The organism is Virgibacillus salarius, from assembly GCF_039521925.1.
GTDB classification, from domain to species: Bacteria; Bacillota; Bacilli; order Bacillales; family Amphibacillaceae; genus Virgibacillus; species Virgibacillus salarius.
Map to the genome: position 1 here is coordinate 1 of NZ_BAAACY010000092.1, position 333 is coordinate 333.

1 pseudogene is annotated in these 333 nt (G+C 39.0%); it reads right to left on the reverse strand.

Features of this window, described 5'->3' with window-relative positions:
* Nucleotides 1-333: pseudogene (locus ABDZ84_RS12180) on the reverse strand (IS4-like element ISHaha1 family transposase); the annotation flags it as partial.

A 333-nucleotide genomic window follows, 5' to 3' on the forward strand; every position in this document is an offset into this window, starting at 1 on the left:
TGTTCTTTTTTACTTGAAAGGATGTGCCATCCAAGATACGGATCCGAGAAAAAGGATAATCAGATGGAGACGGTAACGATAACATCTGTTGTTTTTCTGCTAACCGCATAAAAACTTGTTTTAAAAAAGCCACTCCTTTCTCGTCTAATCGTTGATGTAAGGCTTGTTTAGATATGGATATTTCTGATTCACGAGAAAGGGAGGCACAGAGCTGTCCTAGTCCCTCCGTACCAACTTTTTCATGTAAGAAGGCACATATACTTAAGAAATCTTCCGGCATTATCTTCTTCAATCGTTGTACAAAACCTGATTCTCGAGCAACATTGCGAAGTT